At 66.3% G+C, this 21,598-nt stretch carries 14 protein-coding genes; 7 read left to right on the top strand and 7 right to left on the bottom strand.

The features are described from left to right. Positions 1-62 precede the first annotated feature (62 nt). From zwf to eda, 5 genes are read left to right on the top strand one after another with little or no spacing between them, the layout of a single operon-like run. Positions 63-1,520 (top strand): glucose-6-phosphate dehydrogenase, encoded by a 1,458-nt coding sequence (gene zwf / locus ACVWWW_RS15290; protein WP_027081657.1) that lies wholly within the window; start codon positions 63-65, stop codon positions 1,518-1,520. Continuing rightward, the gene (pgl, locus tag ACVWWW_RS15285; RefSeq protein WP_027081658.1) at positions 1,520-2,230 is read left to right on the top strand and encodes a 6-phosphogluconolactonase; all 711 of its coding nucleotides are present in this window, start codon (positions 1,520-1,522) and stop codon (positions 2,228-2,230) included. Before zwf ends, pgl begins: the two co-directional genes overlap by 1 nt. Continuing rightward, positions 2,230-4,068, top strand: coding sequence for a phosphogluconate dehydratase (gene edd / locus ACVWWW_RS15280; protein ID WP_036140955.1), 1,839 nt, complete (start codon positions 2,230-2,232; stop codon positions 4,066-4,068). Before pgl ends, edd begins: the two co-directional genes overlap by 1 nt. Next, positions 4,065-5,048, top strand: a complete 984-nt coding sequence (gene glk / locus ACVWWW_RS15275; RefSeq protein ID WP_027081659.1) for a glucokinase — start codon at positions 4,065-4,067, stop codon at positions 5,046-5,048. Before edd ends, glk begins: the two co-directional genes overlap by 4 nt. Continuing rightward, positions 5,045-5,698, top strand: a complete 654-nt coding sequence (eda, locus tag ACVWWW_RS15270; RefSeq protein WP_027081660.1) for a bifunctional 4-hydroxy-2-oxoglutarate aldolase/2-dehydro-3-deoxy-phosphogluconate aldolase — start codon at positions 5,045-5,047, stop codon at positions 5,696-5,698. The genes glk and eda overlap by 4 nt, the downstream gene beginning before the upstream one ends. Positions 5,699-5,701: 3 nt before the next feature. Here the strand turns inward: eda and ACVWWW_RS15265 are convergent, their stop codons facing one another. The 7 genes from ACVWWW_RS15265 to ACVWWW_RS15235 form a co-directional block, all read right to left on the bottom strand. Further along, entirely contained in the window at positions 5,702-5,827 is a 126-nt protein-coding gene (locus ACVWWW_RS15265) for a hypothetical protein (protein WP_456953917.1), read from the bottom strand. A 98-nt stretch (positions 5,828-5,925) separates the two neighbouring features. Further along, the gene (locus ACVWWW_RS15260) at positions 5,926-7,377 is read right to left on the bottom strand and encodes a solute:sodium symporter family transporter (RefSeq protein ID WP_027081661.1); all 1,452 of its coding nucleotides are present in this window, start codon (positions 7,375-7,377) and stop codon (positions 5,926-5,928) included. Positions 7,378-7,469: 92 nt separating this feature from the next. Next, a complete protein-coding gene (locus ACVWWW_RS15255) occupies positions 7,470-10,262 on the bottom strand; it encodes a TonB-dependent receptor (protein WP_027081662.1) in 2,793 nt (930 codons plus the stop codon). Positions 10,263-10,684: 422 nt separating this feature from the next. Further along, positions 10,685-11,644: an alpha/beta hydrolase-fold protein gene (locus tag ACVWWW_RS15250; RefSeq protein WP_081671896.1), complete on the bottom strand. Its 960-nt coding sequence runs from the start codon at positions 11,642-11,644 to the stop codon at positions 10,685-10,687. An 11-nt stretch (positions 11,645-11,655) separates the two neighbouring features. Next, the gene (locus tag ACVWWW_RS15245) at positions 11,656-13,692 is read right to left on the bottom strand and encodes a glycoside hydrolase family 97 protein (RefSeq protein ID WP_027081664.1); all 2,037 of its coding nucleotides are present in this window, start codon (positions 13,690-13,692) and stop codon (positions 11,656-11,658) included. Positions 13,693-13,695: 3 nt separating this feature from the next. Continuing rightward, positions 13,696-16,461, bottom strand: a complete 2,766-nt coding sequence (locus ACVWWW_RS15240) for an alpha-1,6-glucosidase domain-containing protein (protein ID WP_081671939.1) — start codon at positions 16,459-16,461, stop codon at positions 13,696-13,698. A gap of 25 nt (positions 16,462-16,486) precedes the next feature. Then, complete coding sequence (locus tag ACVWWW_RS15235; protein WP_027081666.1) at positions 16,487-18,100, bottom strand: alpha-glucosidase family protein; 1,614 nt, start codon at positions 18,098-18,100, stop codon at positions 16,487-16,489. Between the two features lie 302 nt (positions 18,101-18,402). Between ACVWWW_RS15235 and ACVWWW_RS15230 the strand changes: the two genes are divergently transcribed. Beyond that, positions 18,403-19,908 carry an MFS transporter gene (locus tag ACVWWW_RS15230; protein WP_027081667.1) on the top strand — a complete coding sequence of 502 codons (1,506 nt, stop codon included), beginning with the start codon at positions 18,403-18,405 and terminating at the stop codon, positions 19,906-19,908. After that, positions 19,908-21,593, top strand: a complete 1,686-nt coding sequence (locus tag ACVWWW_RS15225; RefSeq protein WP_036141117.1) for an alpha-amylase family glycosyl hydrolase — start codon at positions 19,908-19,910, stop codon at positions 21,591-21,593. The genes ACVWWW_RS15230 and ACVWWW_RS15225 overlap by 1 nt, the downstream gene beginning before the upstream one ends. Positions 21,594-21,598 lie beyond the last annotated feature (5 nt).

Below are 21,598 nucleotides of genomic sequence, written 5' to 3'. Positions count from 1 at the left end.
TTTGCACCGCACCCTTCATTGCGCGCGCCGTACGCTTGCGAGTCCTGTCGATGCCCGTGCCCATGAGTCCAACGCCCGCTTCGCTGCTCACGATCTTCGGCGCCTCCGGCGATCTCGCGCAGCGCATGCTGCTGCCGTCGCTGTACGGCCTGCATCGCGACCGCCTGCTTCCGCCGTCGCTGCGCATCCTCGGCACCGCGCGCAGCGATTTCGACGACACGGCCTTCCGCGGCAGCGTCGCGCAGGCGATCGAACGTTTCGTGCCCGCCGCCGATCGCGACGACAGCGTCGTGCGCGAACTGCTCGAACGCATCCACTACGTGCCCGCGACGCTGGGCGATGAAGCCTCCTTCGCCACGCTCGGCGAGCGCATCCGCGAACTGCGCAACGGCGGCGATGTCGTCTATCACCTGAGCACCGCGCCGCGTTTCTATGGCGACATCTGCCGCGCACTCGGCGCGATGGATCTGGCTGACGCCGGCACCCGCGTGATGCTGGAAAAGCCGATCGGCCACGATCTTTCCAGCGCGAACGCGATCAACGACAGCGTCGCGGCGGTGTTCAACGAAGCGCGCATCTTCCGCGTCGATCATTACCTCGGCAAGGAAGGCGTGCAGAACCTGCTCGCGCTGCGCTTCGGCAATGCGATGTTCGAGCCGCTGTGGAACGCGCGGCATATCCAGCAGGTACAGATCACCGTCGCGGAAACCGTCGGTGTCGAAGGTCGTGGCGATTACTACGACGACTACGGCGCGATGCGCGACATGCTGCAGAACCATCTGCTGCAGCTGCTGTGCCTGACCGCGATGGAGCCGCCGTCGCATTTCGATCCATCCGCGGTGCGCAACGAGAAGATCAAGGTGCTGCGTTCGCTGCGGCCGATCGGTCGCAGCGATGTCGCAACCGAAACTGTGTCGGGCCAGTACACCGCCGGTGCGATCGACGGACAGGCCGTGCGTGGCTATCTCGATGAGCTCGGCCGATCGAGCCGCACCGAAACCTTCGTCGCCATCCGCGCGCAGGTCGACAACTGGCGCTGGGCCGGCGTGCCGTTCTACCTGCGCACCGGCAAGCGAATGCCGCGTCGCTCCACCGAGATCTATCTGCAGCTGCGACAGGTGCCGCATTCGATCTTCGGCGCCGCGCCGCAGGCGAACGCGCTGGTGATCCGCCTGCAGCCCGACGAGCGCATCGAGCTGCAGGTGATGAGCAAGACGCCGGGCCTGGATCGCGGCGGCGTGCAGTTGTCGCCGGTCGAACTCGACCTTGACATGCACGAGGAGTTCGCGAGCGTGCGCCGTCGCCTCGCCTACGAGCGCCTGTATCTCGACGCGATCGAAGGCAATGGCACGCTGTTCGTGCGTCGCGACGAAACCGAAGCGGCGTGGCAGTGGGTCGATGCCATCTACGACGGCTGGCGCGCGGCCGGCGTCGCACCGAAACCGTATCCGGCCGGAACGTGGGGCCCGAGCGCGGCGGTCACACTGATCGACCGCAACGGCCACAGCTGGCGCGAGTGATGGCCTGGATCGAGCACACCTACGACGACGGTGAAGCCCTGGCGATCGCGCTCGCGCGAACGCTGGGCGATGCGGTGGATACCGCGCTGGACACACGCGGCGAAGCGCTGCTCGCGCTCGCTGGTGGTCGCACGCCATTGCCGGCCTATCGCGCACTGGCATCGCGCTGGCGCGACAGCGGCCGCGCATCGAACATCGTGCTGATGCCGACCGACGACCGCTGCGTACCGCACGATCATCCGAATTCGAACGTCAGCGAACTTCGCGCGATCTTTGATGCGACGCCCGTGCGCGTCGAATCGCTGACCACCGCGAACGGCGATCCGGAACGTTCCGAGCGTTATGCACGCGCGATGCTCGCCGATCATCCGGGTGAGTTCGATGCCGTGGTGCTCGGCATGGGCGCCGATGCGCACACCGCGTCGCTGTTCCCGAACGCGCGCCAACTGGCGGCCGGGCTCGACCACGCATGCACGCTTGAAGCGCTGCGCGTCGATCCCGATCCTTTGCCTGTCGAAGCCCCGTTCCCGCGCATTTCGCTCACCGCGGCGCGCCTGCTGCGCGCGCGCGCCCTGCACCTCGTCGTGACCGGCGCCGCCAAGCGCGTGGTGCTGGAGGCCGCGTACGCCGATGCCGATGGATCGAAGCGACCGGTCGCCGCGCTGCTGCATGCGTCGGGTCGCACGGTGCACGTCCACTGGAGTCCCTGATGTCCCTGCATCCCACCGTCGAGCGCGTGACCGCGCGCATCCGCGAGCGCAGCGCGCCATCGCGTGCGATCTACCTGGCGCGCATGGCGTCGATGCGCCAGGACGGCCCCGCGCGCGGTGGCCTTGGCTGCGGCAACCTCGCCCACGGTTTCGCCGCCGCCGGTGCCGACAAGCCGCTGCTGCGCGGCAAGGTCGGCGCGAACATCGGCATCGTCACCAGCTACAACGACATGCTGTCGGCGCACCAGCCGTTCGAAAACTATCCGACTCTGATTCGAGCGATCGCGCGCGCGAACGGCGGCAGCGCGCAGGTCGCGGGCGGCGTTCCGGCCATGTGTGATGGCATCACGCAGGGCCGCTACGGCATGGAGCTGTCGCTGTTCTCGCGCGACACCATCGCGCTCGGCACCGCGATCGCGCTCAGCCACGACATGTTCGACGGCATGCTGCTGCTCGGCATCTGCGACAAGATCGTGCCAGGCCTGCTGATCGGCGCGCTGAGCTGGGGCCATCTCCCGTGCATCCTCGTGCCGGCCGGGCCGATGCCGTCGGGCATTCCGAACAAGGAAAAGGCGCGCATCCGCCAGCTGCATGCCGAAGGCAAGGTTGGCTACGACGAACTGCTCGAAGCCGAAGCCGCGTCGTACCACTCGCCCGGCACCTGCACGTTCTACGGCACCGCGAACTCCAACCAGATGCTGATGGAAGTGATGGGCCTGCACATGCCGGGCACCGCCTTCGTCAATCCGGGCACGTCGCTGCGCGATGCGCTGACCGTCGCCGCGACCGAGCGCGTATTGCAGATCACCGCGCTAGGCGATGAGTACACCCCGCTGTGCGATGTCGTCGATGAGCGCTCGATCGTCAACGCGATGGTCGGCCTCGCCGCGACCGGCGGCTCGACCAACCATGCGATCCATCTCGTCGCGATCGCACGCGCCGCCGGCCTGCGCATCGACTGGGATGATCTCGACGAACTCTCGCGCGTTACACCGCTGCTCGCACGCGTGTATCCGAACGGCAGCGCCGACGTGAACCATTTCGAGGCCGCGGGCGGCGTCGCGTTCGTCATCCGCGAACTCATCGACGGCGGCCTGCTGCACGAGGACGTGCGTTGCGTGCACGGTGGCACGCTGCGCGACCAGGCGAAACAACCGTATCTCGACGGCACGACATTGCGCTGGGCCGATGCACCCGTGCAGTCACGCGATCCGTCCGTGGTGCGTCCCGTCAGCGATGCATTCGACAGCGAAGGCGGTCTGCGTCGTCTGCAAGGCAATCTCGGCCGCGCGGTGGTCAAGGTGTCGGCCGTGGCGCCGGAGCACCGCATCATCGAAGCGCCGGTGCGCATCTTCGAAGCGCAGGACACGCTGCTCGACGCGTTCCGCGCGGGCCTGCTGGAAGGCGATTTCATCGCCGTGGTGCGCGGGCAGGGCCCGAAGGCGAACGGCATGCCGGAGTTGCACAAGCTCACGCCGACGCTGTCGGTGCTGCAGGATCGCGGGCAGAAGGTGGCATTGCTGACCGACGGCCGCATGTCCGGCGCGTCGGGCAAGGTGCTCGCGGCGATCCATCTCACGCCCGAAGCTGCGGATGGCGGCGCAATCGCGAAGCTGCAGGCCGGTGACGTCGTGCGCATCGATTCTGACGCCGGCACCATCGACGTGCGCGTCGACGAGGCCGAGTGGAATGCACGCACGCCGCAGCTGCCCGACCTTTCGAACAATCGCACCGGCATCGGCCGTGAACTGTTCGCGCTGATGCGTCGCGAAGTCGGAAGCGCCGAAGAAGGCGCATGCAGCCTGCTGGACGCCAGCGACCGGGAACTCTCCGCATGAGCAATCTCGGCCTGATCGCCGACATCGGTGGCACCAATGCGCGATTCGCGCTGACCGACTTCGATGCCGCGACGCCGTCGCTGCACGACATTCGACCTCTAGCCTGCGGCGACTTCGCATCGCTGCAGCACGCGTGCGAGCACTACCTGCAGGGCGTCGGTGCGCAGCCGACGCGCGCGGCGATCGCAGTCGCGTCGCCGGTCAATGCCGACGAGATCCGTTTGACGAATCGCGCGTGGTCGTTCAGTCGTCGCGAACTCGAACAGGCATTGGGCCTCGAACGATTGCTGCTGCTCAACGATTTCGGTGCGGTCGCATGGGCCGTGCCTGCGTTGTCCGATGAGGATGCGCTGCATCTCTACGGGCCGTCGCAACGCCCGCCGCGTTCGCCGGTGACGGTGATCGGGCCCGGCACGGGACTTGGTGTCGCGTTATTGATCGGCGACGAAGCTACGGGCTGGCGCGTGATCGAAACCGAAGGCGGGCATGGCACGTTCGCGCCGGTCGGCGACGAGGAGCGGCTCATCGCGCGTTGGCTCGATTCGCTGCACGGGCGCACGTCGACCGAACGCGTGCTGTGCGGCACCGGGTTGGCGCAGGTCGATGCGGTATTGCGTGATCCCGAGCGTCCCGCCGGTACCCAGCCGACGCTGCGGGATCCCGCCGAGGTCGTGCGTCTCGCGCTCGAAGGCCATGACCTCACCGCACGACGCGCGCTCGCGCGCTTCTGCGCGATCCTCGGCAGCGTCTGCGGCGACGTCGCTCTGGTGCACGGCGCGCGCAGCGTGATGATCGCCGGCGGCATCGTGCCGCGCTTCGTGCCATTCCTGCGGTCGAGTGCGTTCCGCGAGCGCTTCCTCGCGAAGGGCCGCTTCGCCGCGTATCTCGAGAACGTCGCGATCGACGTGATCACCCATCCGCAACCCGGCCTGCTCGGCGCGGCCGTCGCGCTGCGGGCATCGACGGAGAACGACCGATGAACTGGACGCCCGAAACGCGCGCGGCGCGCGTCGATTCCATCCTCGCGCAGGCGCCGGTGCTGCCGGTGCTCGCGATCGATCGGCTCGAAGACGCAGTGCCGCTGGCGCGTGCGTTGGTCGATGCGGGATTGCCGGTACTCGAAGTCACGTTGCGCACGCCGTGCGCTCTGGATGCGATGCGCGCCATCGTCACCGAAGTGCCCGGCGCGGTGGTCGGCGCGGGCACGATGCTGCGCGCGGAGGATTTCCGCGCGGTGGAAGCCACCGGTGCGGTGTTCGGCATCGCGCCGGGCGCGACTGCCAAGCTCTATGACGCCGCCGAACTCAGCGCGCTCGCCTTCATCCCCGCCGTCGCGACCGCCAGCGAACTGATGCTCGGCATGGAGCGCGGCTATCGGCGCTTCAAGTTCTTTCCGGCCGAAGGCGCGGGCGGCGTCACCGCGCTCAAAGCGTTCAGCGGCCCGTTCGCCGACATCCGCTTCTGCCCGACCGGCGGCATCGACGCGGCGAAGGCGCCGAACTACTTCGCGCTGAAGAACGTGGCGACGGTCGGCGGTTCGTGGATGGTGCCGTCGGATGCGCTGCTCGCCGGCGACTGGGAACGCGTCGGCCGGCTCGCACGCGAGGCCGCGGCACTGCGCGCGGCCTAAGCGTCAGCGGCGACGGTCGCGACGCCGGCCAAGACGCGTGAGCTGCGCGAGGGCGAACGCGACCACCGCCAATGCGGTGAGCGCGATGAGCACCAGCGGGCTATGCCCGAGCATGTAGTCCAGGATCATGCGGCGAGCTTACGCCCGCTCGCGTCGGCTGGCCGCTGAACGCCGGGCCGGAAACGAAACGGGCCGCCAAGCGGCGGCCCGTTTGCATCGGGGAGAACTCAGGCGGCGTCGGGAATCGCCTGACGCCGTGCCTCGCCCATCAGGCGGCTGCCGACCAGCGCGAACGCGATCGTCGCCAGCAGCGTCGCGAACATCAGGTGGATGTAGTGCGGCGGCGGCGACAGCAGGTGACGCGCCGTCAGCGCCGGCCAGCCGAAGGTGAAGAAGGCATACAGCAGCGTGCCGAACACCAGCGACCAGCGCACCGCGCGTGCATTCACGCCGTTGAAGAAGATCGCGACGATGAACGCGGCGAGCACCGGCATCGAATACAACCCGTTGAGCTGCTGCAGCGTGCCGATGATGCTCTTCGAGTGCGTGTACAGCGGCACGATGGCCAGCGACACCACGGTGAACGCGATGGTGACGATGCGGCCGAGGCGCTTGGCGTCCGCGTTCGGATTGATCTTCGCCAGGTGCACGTCGACCGTGTAGAGCGCAGCCGCCGAATTGAGCGCCGCGCTGTAGCTCGACAGCACCGCGCCGGTGATCGCGGCCGCGAATGCACCCGACAGCCACGACGGCAGCACCGCGCCGACCAGTCGCCCGTAGGCGTCGTCATCGACATCACCGAACAGCTTGAACGCGATGATGCCGGGCAGCACCACGATCAGCGGCGTGAGCAGCTTGAAGAACGCGGCAGCGTAGATGCCCTTCTGTGCTTCGCGCACCGTCGGTGCGGCGAGCGCGCGCTGCGCGATCACCATGTTCGTGCCCCAGTAGAACAAGTGCGCGAACAGCATGCCGGTGAACAGTGTCTGCCACGGAATATCCGAATCCGCCGCGCCGATCAGCGTGAGCCGCTGCACGGGCACGTCGGACAGATCCCAGTGAATCGCGTTGAGCGCAAACACGGTGACGAGGATGCCCATCACCAGCAGCACCACGCCCATGTAGGTGTCGGAGATCGCGATCGCGCGCAGACCGCCAAGTGCCGCATATGCGAGGCCGCCGATCGCGAACAGAACCGCGATGGCGAGAATCGGCAGGTCCGGATGGAACATCGACGCCATGAACTTCGAGCCGGTGTACAGCACCATCGGCAACAGGATGAAGAGATAGCCGAGCAGGAACATCACCGACACCGCGCGACGCAGGCCGGGATCGCCCAGGCGGCGCTCGAGCAGTTCGGTCGTCGTCGTGCACTTGTAGCGGTAGTACATCGGCACCAGCACGTGCGCGAGCACCAGCAGGCCGGCCGCGGCGCCGAATTCCCACCACGCCATCAGCATGGTCTGCGCGCCGTTCATGCCGACGATCTGTTCGGCCGACAGGTTGGTGAGCAGCAGCGAGCCGGCGATGAAGGGCCACGTCAGCGAACCGCCAGCGAGGAAGTAATCGCGACCGCGATCGGCGGTGTGGCGCTCGCGGCGGCAGCGCCACCACGTCGCGAGCGCGACGAGCGCGGTCATCGCAAGGAATACGGCGACCTGCACGGCATTGGAGGACATCGGCGACTCCATCGGCTAGCGAACGTGTACCAAAAAAAAGCCCCTGCCGTCGGAGAGAACCGGCAGGGGCTGGGGTTACGCGATCAGCAGGATCAGAACTTGTAGCTCACGCCCACCAGGTAGGTGCGGCCCCATTCGATGTACTCGAGCGGGCGATCCTTCGTGCCGGCATACGTGCGGTAGGCCTCGTTCGTGAGGTTGTTGGCCTGCAGCAGCAGGCTGAGACCCTTGAGCGAGCTCTCGTCGCCGAACGTGTAGCTGACCTGCGCGTCGGTGATGTTCTCGCCGACCACATAGCGCAGCGTGCGGTCGCCATTGAAGTTGCCGATCTCACCGATAAAGTCGGAACGACGACGCTGGTTGATGCGTGCCTCGAATCCGTTGTTTTCGTAGTACGCGGTGAAGTTGTACACGCGTTTTGACAGGCCTGGCAGCGCGATCGGCGCGTTACCCACACTGTTGATGTTCGGACCGTCCGGCGGGATGGTGATGTTGCTGTCGGTGTACGTCGCGCTGGCGACGATGCCGAAGCCGTCGAGCACCGGCGTAAACAGGTTGAGCGGCAGCGACGCGGTGAGTTCGATGCCCTGCATCTTGCCGCCCTTGCCGTTGAACGGCGCGACGTACGTGCCGGTCGACTGCGGCGTGGTGCCGCCCGCAGGCACGACGTAACCTTGCAGCAGGTCGGAGAAGTCGTAGCCGTCGACCTTCTGCGAGTAGATGTACGTCGTCAGATCCTTGTAGAAGTATGCGGCGGCCACGTAGGCCTTGGTGCCGAAGTACTTCTCGTAGGAGATGTCGAACGCGTTCGCCTTCCACGGATCGAGCTCGGGGTTGCCGCCGCTCGCGCCCGGCACCGCCGGGCTCTTGCTCTGGTCGACACCGAAGTCACGCGATGCGCGCAGTTCGTCGATGCGTGGGCGGGCCACCTGCTTGGCAAGCGCGACGCGAAGTGTCTGGTCGTCGGGCAGCGAGAACGCAAGATTCAGACTCGGCAGCACGTCGGTGTAGGTCTTGCCACGCGTGTACGCCACGATCTGCTGGCCCGCGGGACGCGTGCCGTCGAACACGTTGCCGCGCGACGACTGGTCGACATGCTGCACCTGCACGCCGATGTTGCCGCGCACCGGAACGCTCCCCCACTGCGTGTCGATATTCGCCTTCGCGAATGTGGTGGTGATCTTCTCGTCCACGGTCCACGCCTTAGCGACGAGGTAGCTTTGGGCGGTTTCGCTCGGGTTGAACGTCATGAAGCGGTTGACCACGCCCGGTACGTTCCACGACGGGACCAAGCCGACGCCGGCGAAGTCGAGGTCGACGAGACCGTACTGCAGGTCCCCCGGAATCGTGAAGGGAGTCTGCGGCGGGGGCAGGTTGATGTTCCCCTCCGGCTGATGCTTTTCCTTTTCGCGGTCGGCGTAGTTGATGCCGACGTCGAAATCCTTGATCCACTGCAGCGACTGCGGACCGGCGAAGTTCGCGGTCAGTCGATAGCTCTTCAGCTCGTCGATGACGCGCGGCACTTTGCCGTAACCGGAGCCGTAGATCGTGCCGGTGACGAACAGCTCGGTCGGATCGCTGTAGTCCAGGCCCGGATTGATCTGCGAGAAGCTGTCGGCGTTGATCTGCAGGCCGATCGTATCGAAAGGTGTTGATGGCGCGAGTTGCGTGTTGTTCTCGAGGCTGAGCTCGTTGCGCTTGGCGCGCGACCAGCTGATGTCCGCGTCGAGCTTGACGCTGCCGATGTTGAACCGGTTGTTCCAGCCGAACGCGTCGATCTTGTCCTTGCGGTCGTTGTACATCCCGCGCACGAGCGGATATAGATTGGCGACCTTCCCGCCGGTGAACGTGCCGTGGCCGTTGACCTGCGCGCCGGTGATTGCAATGTGGACCTTCTCGTCCACGGGTGTCTTGTCGTCATCCGACGTGCCGTTGTAGTCGCCCAACGGGACCTCAAACTGGTTCGCGGTGTCTTCCTGGTGCGCTTCGGTATGGAACACATCGAGCGTGCTGGTCCACACGTCATTCGGACGAAACTCGAGCGTGCCCATGACAGCGTCGCGCTTCTGGTAACCGGTGCGCCGCAGCGCCTTGATACCGTCGGAATAATAGGTGCCCGCGGGAACGTCCGGACGCGAGCCGGCGCCGATCGCAAACCACGGCTCGTACAGGCCGACCTGGTTTTCTTGGATCGGCGTATCCGAATGCGAGTAGCCGAGCGCGATGCCCCACGTGCGGTTCGCGAACTGGTCGATGTAGCTCGCGTTGAAGCGGTTGCCGAACGCGTCCTGGTTGCCCGCGGCACCCAGCGAGTTGTGCTGGCCGCGCGCGCTGACCGCGATCACGCGCTCCTGGAAGTTGAGCGGGCGCACCGTGTGCATGTCGATCGTGCCCGACAGACCCTGACCGACGAGACCGGCGTCTGGCGTCTTGTACACGGTCACGCCGCTGAGCAGCTCGGACGGGTACTGGTCGAACTCGACGCTGCGGTTGTCACCGGTGCTGACCATCTCGCGACCGTTGAGCAGCGAGGTGGAGAAGTCCGGCGACAGGCCGCGCACGCTGATGACCTGCGCACGACCGGCGACGCGCTGGGCCGCGAGACCCGGCAGGCGCGCGATCGACTCGGCGATGCTCACGTCGGGCAGCTTGCCGATGTCTTCGGCCGAAACGGCTTCGACGATCGACGTGGAATTCTTCTTGACGTCGATGGAGCGCTCGATGCCGCGACGGATGCCGCGCACCGTGACGGTGTCGAGCTGCTTGGCATCGGGCGCGTCCGACGGGCTCGCCGGCGTGGCGGTCTGCGCCTGCGCGGCCGACGCGAGCATCATCGCCGCGCTGGCGAGCGCGACGCTGAGCAGATTGCGTTTCAGATTCAACATCCCCAGGTACTCCCCGAACTTAGAGGTTCTTAATCGGACGGCTGCGATCGACGTCGCATGGCCGGGCTGCTGCGGCGACCGTCCACCGAGCTGCGGCGATGGTAGAGGCCGTCCTCCCTGCACAAATTGCCCTGCAAACGTATTCATGGCAGTGCCGTGACAGCGCAGCGCGCCGCGGACGACATGGCATGGCGCGGACGGCGCATCCGGCGACATGAACAGGCGTGGACGGCAGCACATGGCATCGGTTTGCGCGACATCATCGTCGCCGCCGACGTCGACTTACCGGTCGGACGCGATCCGACCGCCCGTTCCGTGATGCTCGACCGGTTCGACAGTGTCAGCGGGCGAGAACGACAGCCCGCGCACGCAGGAACGCATCGACAATGCGCTGGTGGACCCGCGCCGATTTCGGGAGCCGCTCAGGGCGTGCGCGGCGAATACATCCAGCGCAGAAATACCGGCAGCATGCGCGCCCAGCTCGCCTGTTCGTGGCGGCCACCGTCGAGCACGTAGAGCGCGACGTCGCTGCTTCCGGTGTCGTGCATCGGGTCCTCGGTCACGCGATAGCCGAGCTGCCTCAGGCCACGCATGCCGCCCGGGTCGGCGTTCCAGCCGCCGACCAGATCGCGAACATCGTCCACGGCGTCGTTGATGCCGTCGGCGTCGCGATCGCTGGTTTCCTCGTCTGTGCCGATCGCGAAGAAGAATCGCGAGCCGTGACGTGCATCGACCGTCGCGAGCATCGACTGCGCGATCCGAGTGCGCTGCAGCGTCGATGCATCGGTGCGATCCGTCGCCAGCCAGAACGAGGGCGAGAAGGCGCCGACTCGCCCGAACACCTCGGGGTACTGCCAGCCGACGTTGAACGCATGCGCACCGCCGAGCGACCAGCCGAGAATCGCGCGCGCGTCGGGCGACGGCCGCACGGCGTAGCGCGAGTCCACGAACGGGACCAGCGTATGCACCAGCCACTCGGAGTACGCCTGAGCGCGCGCGCCGACGTCGCCGTACTTGGTCGGCGCGACGACCGACTTGCCCGCTGCGCGGTCGGAAAAGCCGTATGCACCCATGCGGTCGGGCGGCATGTCGATCGCGATGACAATGGGTGCGCGGATGTCGCCCGATGCAGCGAGCGATGACACGGTGTCGGCGAGATGCACAGCCTCGGCATCCTGGCCGTCGTCGACGTACAGCGAATCGCATGCCGGCAGGGCACCGACGCGGCAGGTGGCAGGCACGAATACACGAACATGCAACGGAGTCGATGCGACGCCGGGCGCCATGATCCGGTAATCATCGATGCGAAGCGGTTGTGTCGGCGCCGCCGCTAAGGCAGGCGCGGCAACGACCGATAACGCGACCGTCGACAGCAATCGCATCGCGGACGACCTCACTTCAGCGCCTTCAAGCGGATCGCCTCGCCGCCGCCGGCCGCTAGCTTCAACGTCAGCACGTCACCACGCTTGACGCGCTTCGTTTCGACTACGAACGCGAACGGATTCGTCTTCCAATCCGCACCGTCGCCGTCGCGATAGATCTGCGCTTCGTACGTGCGGCCGGCATCGAGGAAGTCGAGCGGCAAAGTGAGCGTGCGCGTGTTCTCGTCGGTCACCGAACCGACGAACCAGTCGTTCGCCCCGCGCTGCTTGCGCGCGATCGTCACGAAGTCGCCGGGCTCGCCGTTGATCACCTTCGTGTCGTCCCAGTCCGTCGGCACGTCCTCGATGAAACGGAACGCATCGAGGTGCTGCTCGTAATTCTCCGGCAGGTCCGCCGCCATCTGCACCGGCGAATAGATCACCACATAGTTGGCGAGCTGCTTGGCCAGCGTGCTCTGCATCTGCTGCCCGTTACGACCCTTGAGGCTCAGCACGCCCGGAGTGAAGTCCATCGGCCCGGACAGCAGCCGCGTAAACACCAGGTTTGCTTCGTGTTCGGGCGGATTCGGCGGATTGCCCCACGCGTTGTATTCCATGCCGCGTGCGCCTTCGCGCGCGATCCAGTTCGGATACGTGCGACGCAGGCCGGTGTCCTTGATCGGTTCGTGGTCAACGATCGCGATGTGCCGCTTCGCCGCCTCCTGCACCACGCGCAGCTGGTGGTTCGCGCGCCACTGGCCGTCGTGCCATTCGCGCAGCACCGGGCCGCCTTCGACATCCTGGCGTTCGATCTGCCCCGCATCGCAGACATAACCGGTTTTGACCACGTCGATGCCGAGCCGCTGGTCGAGATCCAGCGCCTTCGGCAGCTGTCGCTCGTAATGGCTCACCGCGCAGCCCGTTTCGTGATGTCCGATCAGGTGCACGCCCTTTGACGCTGCATATTTCGATAGCGCTTCGATGTCGAAGTCGGGCGTCGCCTTGGTGAAGTCGAAATCCCAGCCGTTGGCGAACCAGTTGCCGTCCCAGCCGGGGTTCCAGCCTTCGACCAGCACGCCGCGGAAGCCGTGTTGCGCCGCAAAGTCGATATAGCGCTTGGTCTCGTCCGTCGTCGCACCGTGCTTCGCGCCGGTGGCCCAGCTGTGTTGCTCGAGATGCAGTGTCCACCACACGCCGACGTACTTCGCCGGCTTGAACCAGCTCACGTCGCCGATCTTATTCGGCTCGTTGAGGTTGAGGATCAGGCTCGACTCGACCAGCCCGCCGGCGCGGTCGCTGATCGTGATCGTGCGCCACGGCGTGGTGAACGGCGCCATGCGGCGCACCTTCCAGCCTTCGCTGCCGGGCGCGAGCTGCGCCTTCATGCGCTGGCCCTCGACGCGGCGCAGCCACATGCTCGAATAGTCGACGAGTGCGGCTTCGTGGAACGACAGGTAGGTGCCGTCGTCGGTCTTCAAGGTGATCGGCGTATGCGCCTGGCTCACTTCGCGCAGCGGCGTGCGGTTGTACAGGTATTCGTAGCGGTTCCACTCACCGGCCGGAATCCACCACGCGGTCGCGTTGGGCACCACGTCGAACTCGGTGAGCTCGTCGGTGATACGCACATCCTTCATCGACGGCTGGTCCGGGAATTCGTAGCGGAAGCCGATGCCGTCCTCGAACACGCGGAACGTCACGTCGATCGCACGCTTGCCGTTGATGGTCTCGGTGAAACGCGTGCGCAGCTCGTTGTAGTGATTGCGCGTGACTCGGCGCTCGCCCCAGGGCTGCTCCCAGGTCTCGTCGACGCTGCGCGTCGCCTGCGACGTGAATGCGAGGTTGCGCTGGATCTGCTCGGCGTCCTGGAACAGGAAGCCAAGTCGCGACGTACCGATCAGTGGCGCGCCGTTGCGGAACACGCGATAGCCGATGCGGCCGTCGTCCACGTCGAGTTCGACATGCAACTTGTGACCGGGCGAGTCGACGCTGGCGACGGTTTTCGCGAGCACGGGTGACGTCGCGAGCACGAACAGCAGCGGCGCAACGAGACGGGCGGGTCGAAAGGTCATGGCTTACTCGATGACGAAAACGGCGGCGGTGCGGCCGGGCACGGTGACGCGGCCACGCGGGTCGTAGCGGGCGTCGCGCACACGCGCGTCGCGGCCGTGCTGCAGGACGGGATGTAGCACGTAGTGCTTGTTCGCTTCGCGCGGCAGGTCGAGCGTCTGCGCGGTGGGCGAGGTGTTGACGAGGTAGAGCAGTTCACGCGCGCCTCGCATGCCCGCACCGTCGAGGTGGCCGACGATGACCGCAGGGTTCTGCGACCCGCCGACGTTCTCGAACGTCAGTCGCCGCTGCACGTCGTCCCCCGTGCGAAGGCGCAGCAGCGGCGTCGACCCGCGCAGGCGCAGCCAGTCACGGAAGACGTCGCGCGTCCATGCGATGTCGTCAGGTGACGGCTTGATCGACGTATTGCGCAGCACCGGCGCGAGCAGCGGCCAGTCCTTGCCGTTGTCGACCTCGCGCGGAAGGCCGACGCCGAAGCCGTTGTCGGTATAGGTCCAGTCGATGCGGTTGAATGCGTCGCCGGATTCGAAGCTGTTGCGGTCCAGCGACTTGCTGCGCAACACGTCGATGCCGGCGTGGTAGTAGGCGACGCCCTGGCTCAGCGCGACGATCGCGATGCCGAGCGCCTGCACGCGTGCACGCTCGGCGGGCGTGGTGTCCGCCGGAAGACGCAATGCATCGACGTCGAACAGCGTCAGGTTGTCGTGGTTCTCGACGTAGTTGACGACTTCGGTCGGCGCACTCGCGTAGCCGGCCGGTTGTCCGCTGTAGTCGAGCGAGGACAGCGGCGCAGTGCGGCCGTCTGCGAACGTGGTCGTGTAGTCACGCAGCGTGGCGGCGAGGCCGACGCGGATCAGGTCGGCGTCGCGCAGCGCGTCGGCATGCGTATGGGCCGCGCCGTTGAGCCAGCCCCTGCGACGCAGCAGGTCCTCGCCGCTATCGCAGCAGCCACCGCCGCGCAGTGCGTCGCGCGCGCGATCGCTGAAAGTCCCGATGCCGGCGCCGTTCAACCGGCCCTGCGCCGCCTGCACGAAGCGCGCGCCGTTCGCGACCTCGCCGAAGTTCCAGCCTTCGCCGATCAGCGGCACGTCGTGGCCCACCGCATCGCGCAACGCTCGCTGCGCACGCTCCATCGCCGCGCGCGGCTGGTGGCCCATCAGGTCGAAGCGGAACGAGTCGATGCCGTAGTCGCGTGCCCAGCGCACCAGCGTGTCCGCCATCAGCCGCGCCATCATGCGATGCTCGGTCGCGGTGTTCTCGCAGCAGGTCGAATGCTCGACTGCGCCCTTTGCATCGAGGCGGTAGTAGTAGCCGGGCACGATGCGGTCGAGCACCGAGGTGTCGGCCTGGCCCGACGTCGTGGTGTGGTTGTAGACCACGTCCATGCCAACGCGCAGGCCGAGCGCGTGCAGCGCCTGCACCATCGCGCGGAACTCGCGGATGCGCACCGCGCCGTCGCTCGCGTCGGTCGCGTAGCTGCCTTCGGGTGCGCCGAAGTGCTGCGGGTCGTAGCCCCAGTTGTAGCAGTCGGTCTTGCTGATCGCGGCAATCGCCGCCTGCGGTGCCGGGCTGTCGGGGGCTCCGCGGACGACATCGGGCGTAACGCAGCCCTGTTCGGGAATCGTCGCGATGTCGAAGACCGGCAGCAGGTGCACGTCGCTGAGCCCGGCGTCACGCAGCGCGGCGAGATGCTTCATGCCGTTCGACGCGGTGTCGGTGAATCCGAGATAGCGGCCGCGATGTTCTGCGGGAACGCTTGTGTCGGCGACGGAGAAGTCCCGCACATGCAGTTCGTACACCGTCATGTCGACGTTGCTGGCGGCCGGCGGCGGGCGCGCATGACTCGACCATCCACTCGGTGTGAGTCGCGCATTGCGTGACTCCGCAAGATCTTCGACGACGCTGCGCTGCGAATTCGTCGTCAGCGTGACCGAGTGCGGATCGGTGACGCGATTGCGCACAACGCCGATGCCGGGGACGAAGACGTCGACGAGGAACAGGTAGGCGTGACCGTGCAGATCACCGGAGATGCGCGTCGTCCATGCACCCGTCGCGTCGTCGCGTTGCATGGCGACTGGCGCGGTCGCGGGATCCGTTGCGGTCGGATAGATGCACAGCGAAACGTTGCGCGCCGTCGGCGCCCACACACCGAAGCTCGTCGCGGTCCGCTCGACTTGCGGACCGAGCGTCGCACGGTCGCCATCGAACGCGGCGTCGAGCAGGCCGGGGGATTGGATGTAGGTCGCATCGGTGACGCGGCCGTTGGCGTCCTGCTCGACCATCCACCATTGCGCGGCGATGTTCTTGCGCACCGTGCGGGCTTTGTCGTGTTCCAACGCAAACTGCGCGCCGGCGGGAACGAAACCGAACGCCTTTGCTACGTCGCCCGTAAGCCGCGCATCGCTCTGCGTCAGCGGGAGCGATAGATCCGCGCCTTGCAGCCGCTGATGGCGATCGATCCGCAGCGCGGCGTTGCGCGACGCCGCGAGTCGGTACTGTGCACCCGGTGATTTGCCAGGCCACCGCAGCGTCGCGCTATCCAGCCAATACGCCCGGGCATCGCTGCGACCGTCCGCAGCCGAAGCGAGTAAGGACGACGTTGCCTTAGCGTTGCAGTCGGCCGCCGTCGGTGTCTGCGCCGATGCGACTGTCGCTACGGTGAGCAGCACGATGCCGCTCAGGCAGCGCGCGATCGTGAGGGGCGCCGAGGCTGTCGATGTATCGACGTACGCGTCACATCGCGCAGTTGGCGGACTGCATAGGCCCCGCATGTCGCGACGCCGCATGCTCGATTGCTCAGCCAATTCGTGCGAACAGCGCGCCATGCGCCGGCAACTGCAGTCGCCCGCCCTCAAGTCGACCGGTCACGACGCCGGGCGCATCGATCACCACGGCGGTGCCGACATCGAGCGCGCATTCAATCTCTGCGCCCGAAAGGTTGAACGCGACCAGCAACCGCTCGCCGTCCTGCTCACGCACGAAGGCCAGCACCGGCTCAGGCGCATCGACAAAACGAATCGAACCTTCCACAAGCGCAGGCTGCGAACGACGCCAGCGCAGGAACGCGCGCACCGCATTCAACACCGACGACGGATCGCCATCCTGCTTCGCGACACTGCGCGGCGAATGCGCCGGCGCGACCGGCAGCCACGGCGTGCCATCGGTGAAACCGGCGGATGCGCCGCCATTCCACGGCATCGGCGTGCGGCAGCCGTCGCGGCCCTTGAACGTCGGCCAGAAGGTGATGCCGTAAGGGTCCTGGAGCAGTTCGTACGGCACGTCGGCCTCCGGTAGACCGAGTTCTTCGCCCTGGTACAGGCAGACCGAACCGCGCAGCGAACACACCAGCGCGACGAGCTGGCGCGCGAACAAGTCGTTCGCCTGCGCATCGCCCCAACGTGTCACCGCACGTTGCACGTCGTGGTTGGAGATCGCCCAGCACGGCCAACCGTCGGTCATGCTCGCTTCGAGGCGCTCGACGGTGCCCCGGATATAGCTCGCGGTGAAGTCATCGGTCAGCAGTTCGAAGCTGTAGCCCATGTGCAGCCGGCCGGGTCGCACGTACTCGGCCATCGTCGCCAGCGAATCCTCCGACGAGATCTCGCCGAGCGCGGCGACGTCGGGATAGCGATCCATCAGCGCGCGAATGTCCTCCATGTAGCCGACGCATTCGGGCTGCGTGTTGTTGTAGTGGTGGTACTGGAACGCGTACGGGTTGTCGGGCGAGAAACCGCGACCGATGCGCAGGTGCTCGGGCTTGGGCGGGTTGTCACGCAACTGCGCGTCGTGGAAGCAGAAGTTGATTGCATCCAGGCGGAAGCCGTCGACGCCGCGATCGAGCCAGAACTGCACGTTGTCCAGCTGCGCCTTCTGCACGGCCGGGTTGTGGAAGTTGAGGTCGGGCTGCTCGGTCAGGAAGTTATGCAGGTAGTACTGGCCGCGACGCGATTCCCACTGCCACGCCACGCCACCGAACAGCGACATCCAGTTATTCGGCGGCGTGCCGTCGGGTTTCGCGTCGGCCCACACGTACCAGTCGGCCTTCGCGTTGTCGCGGCTCTGCCGACTCTGCTTGAACCATTCATGTTCGGCCGAAGTGTGGCTGAGCACCTGGTCGATCATCACCTTCAACCCGAGCGAATGCGCTTTCGCGAGCAGACGGTCGAAGTCCTCGAGCGTGCCGAACATGGGATCGACTTCGCGGTAATCCGCGATGTCGTAGCCGAAGTCCGCCATCGGCGACTTGAAGAACGGCGAGATCCAGATCGCGTCGACGCCGAGGCTCGCGACATAGTCGAGCTTCTCGACGATGCCGGGCAGGTCGCCGATGCCGTCGCCATTGGTATCGAGGAAGCTGCGCGGGTAGATCTGGTAGATCACCGCGCCTCGCCACCAGGTCTTCTTCGTCATCGAGACCTCTACAACCCTTGCGTGGACGACCGTCCCGGTCGCTGCGCGTCGTTCCGCGCGTGCCGCGGGAGAATTCCTCGCGGGCGGTGGAGGATGCCGGCACGTCGACGGGCGCCCGCGTTGAATACGTTTGCAACGCAATTTGTGCAGCAGGGGCGCTGTCTACCATGCCGCGCACATCACGTTCGAACGTTCCGCGACGCGTTGTCGATGTTGCAGCGCACACCGGTTTCTCGCGAAGCACGCGTCACACTCGCCGCAGATACGGCGCACGGCGTGCCTTCCTCACCCCAGGGGGGTTCATGAATCACAACACGCAGTCCAAGCCGCGGCTCTCGTTCTGGCAGATCTGGAACATGTGCTTCGGCTTCCTCGGCATCCAGTTCGGTTTCGCGCTGCAGAACGCCAACGTCAGCCGCATCTTCCAGACGCTGGGCGCCGACATGGACGCGCTGCCGATGCTGTGGATCGCCGCGCCGCTCACCGGGCTGATCGTGCAACCCATCGTCGGCCACTTCTCCGATCGCACGTGGACGCGGCTGGGCCGACGTCGGCCGTACTTCCTTGTCGGCGCATTGCTCGCGACGATCGCGCTGCTTGCGATGCCGAACTCGCCGACGCTGTGGATCGCCGCCGGCCTGCTGTGGATGCTCGATGCGTCCATCAACATTTCGATGGAACCGTTCCGTGCATTCGTCGGCGATCAGTTGCCGGTGAACCAGCGCGCGACGGGTTACTCGATGCAGAGCTTCTTCATCGGCGTGGGCTCGGTGGTGGCGAGCGTGCTGCCCTACGTGCTCGCGCATTTCGGCGTCGCCAATACCGCGGGCGCGGGACTGGTGCCGGACACGGTGCGCTGGTCGTTCTATGCGGGCGGCGTGGTGCTGGTCGCGGCGATCGGCTGGACGATCCTGCGCACGCGCGAATATCCGCCGGAGACGCTGCAGGCCTGGGACGAAGCGCCAGCCGTCGCGCCGCGTCCGCGCAATGCTGCGTCGATGCGCACGACGGCGATCGCATGGTTGGTCGCCGGCGCGGTGCTGCTCGGCATCGTCTACGCGCAGCAGCTCGACAAGCAGCTCTACATCCTCGGCGGGCTGGTTGCGGCGTATGGCATTGCGTTGATGCTGCGCGGGTCGGGCAACGGCAGCGGCACGTTCGCGCAGATCATGGACGACCTCTACGACATGCCGTCGACGATGCGGCAACTCGCCGTCGTCCAGTTCTTCTCGTGGTTCGCGCTGTTCGCGATGTGGATCTACACCACGCCCGCGGTCGCCGACCTGCACTTCCACAGCACCGATACCACGTCGGCTGCGTACAACGAAGGCGCGAACTGGGTGGGCGTGCTGTTCGCGGCGTACAACGGGTTCGCAGCGATCGCCGCGGTCGTCATCCCGAAGATGGTCGCGCGCTGGGGCCTGCGCACCAGCCACCTGATCAATGCGGTGCTCGGCGGTCTCGGTCTCATCTCGATCATGCTGATTCGCGACCCGCACTGGCTGCTGCTGTCGATGGTCGGCGTCGGCTTTGCGTGGGCGTCGATCCTGTCGCTGCCGTACGCATTGCTGTCGGACAGCGTGCCCGCGAAGAAGATGGGCGTGTACATGGGCATCTTCAATTTCTTCATCGTGATCCCGCAGCTGGTCGCGGCCAGCCTGCTGGGCTTCCTGCTGAAGGCGCTGTTCGGCGGGCATCCGATCTATGCGTTGGTCATCGGCGGCATCTCGATGATCGTCGCGGGGCTTTGCGTGTTGCGTGTTCGCGAACCGCAGGCACGCACGGCGCGACTGGCGGCCGCACCGTGATGCGCGTGCTCGCACTCACGCTCGCCATCGCGGCAGCGCTTCCTGCGGCCGCGCAGAATCGCGACACGCAGATCGCCCAGCGCCAGTTCGTCGGCACCGCCGAACCGTTCGCGAGCGACGCGATCTATTTCCTGATGACCGATCGCTTCGTCAACGGCGATCCGTCGAACGACCACCGCGAGCAGGGCGGCAAGTTGCTGCACACCTTCGACCGCCCGACACCGGGCGCACCGAAAGGGCACAGCGACAACATCGGCTACATGGGCGGCGACTTCAAAGGTGTGCTGGACAACGCCGACTACATCCGCGACATGGGTTTCGGCGCGGTGTGGATCACGCCCATCGTCGACCAGCCGGACGAAGCGTTCACCGGTGGCAGCCCGGTGAAGTGGGGCGGCCAATGGACCGACCAGGGCAAGACCGGCTACCACGGCTACTGGGGCGACAACTTCTGGGTGCTCGACGAACACCTGCCAAGCAAGGATCTCGATTTCCGCGGGCTGACCTCAGGTCTGAAGCAGCATGGTCTGAAGACCGTGCTCGACATCGTCTGCAACCACGGCTCGCCGGCGTACACGATGCCGAAGGATCAGCCGAAGTACGGAAAGATCTACGGCCCGCACGGCGAGTTGCTTGCCGATCACCAGAACCTGCCGCCGTCCAAGCTCGACCCGAAGAACAATCCGCTGCACCGCTGGTACAACACGTCCGGCGGGCTAGCGCAGTTGTCCGACCTCAACGAGAACGAGTCCGCCGTGCTCGACTATTTCGTTGGCGCGTATTCGCAGTGGATCGACCAGGGCGCCGACGCGTTCCGCATCGACACCATCGGCTGGATGCCCAACTCGTTCTGGCACGCGTTCAGCACGCGCATCCGCGCGAAGCATCCGGGCTTCTTCATGTTCGGCGAAGCCTTTGATCCCGACGCCGCGACGATCGCCGCGCACACGCTGCCGCGCAATGCCGACGTTAGCGTGCTCGACTTTCCGCTGAAGGATCGTCTGGTCGAAGCGTTCGGGCGCCAGCACGCCGGCTTCGAGCGCGTCGCCGAGCGTCTCTATCTCACCGACGGCCCGTACGCGAACCCGTATGAACTAATGACGTTCTACGACAACCACGACATGGCGCGTCTCGACGCGAGTGATGCGGGTTTCATCGACGCCGACAACTTCCTGTTCACCGCGCGCGGCATCCCGGTCATCTACTACGGTTCGGAAATCGGCTTCGAACGCGGTGCAGTCGAACACACCGGCAACCGCAATTACTTCGGGCAGTCGCGTATCGACGAAGCCAAGCGCAATCCGATCCACGACGCTCTGCGTCGCATTGCGAAGGTGCGCACCGCGACGCCAGCGTTGCAGCGCGGGTTGCAGGTGAACCTCGAGTTCAAGGGCGACGTCGCGTCGTTCTATCGCGTGATCGAGACCAGCGACGTGCACCAGACCGCGCTGGTGCTGCTCAACAAGGGCGACGCGCCGGCGATGTTCGCGGTCGACCGCATGCTCCAGCGCGGCGATTGGCAGGCGCGCATCGGTGGCCGCACGTTCGCGGTGGGTGACGACGGTCACGTCTCGGTGCCGGTGCCGGCGCATGGCGTCGAAGTGCTCCTCCTCAACGCGCCGCTGACGCAGCCTGAGCTGCTCCGTGCGGTGCAGGACGCGGCGGTGCGCGCACGGCGGCACTGAGGCGG

It is taken from the genome of Lysobacter sp. HA18 (assembly GCF_054057595.1).
The sequence above is the reverse complement of the archived record's forward strand: the minus strand, read 5'-3'. Positions and strand labels throughout refer to the sequence as shown.